The sequence below is a fragment of the uncultured Microscilla sp. genome (assembly GCF_947493425.1).
Taxonomy (GTDB): Bacteria; Bacteroidota; Bacteroidia; order Cytophagales; family Microscillaceae; genus Microscilla.
The window spans coordinates 1-255 of sequence record NZ_CANLRP010000641.1; the positions used below are offsets into that span (position 1 = coordinate 1).

Genomic DNA, 255 nt, shown 5'->3' on the forward strand with positions numbered 1-255 from the left:
CATCATCAAAGAATCGGATGGTTTCTATATTTCTATTATGTTTTCAACGACCACCCAACCACTTCCCAGCAATAACCAAACTGTGGGATTGGATTGGGGGATAGAACATTTTATAACCACTTCAGGTGGCGAACACATTGCCAATCCGCGTCTTTTTCAGCACTACCAAAACAAACTCAGGATTGAACAACGAAGCCTTTCCCGCAAAAAGAAAGGCGGGAGCAACTTCAAGAAGCAAGCCCGAAAACTTGCCAA

General features: G+C 43.5%; 1 protein-coding gene. It reads left to right on the top strand.

What is annotated here, in order from left to right; all coding sequences use genetic code 11:
• Positions 1-255 (top strand): transposase (locus Q0954_RS34800; protein WP_299466900.1); only part of this gene is annotated, 255 nt, incomplete at both ends.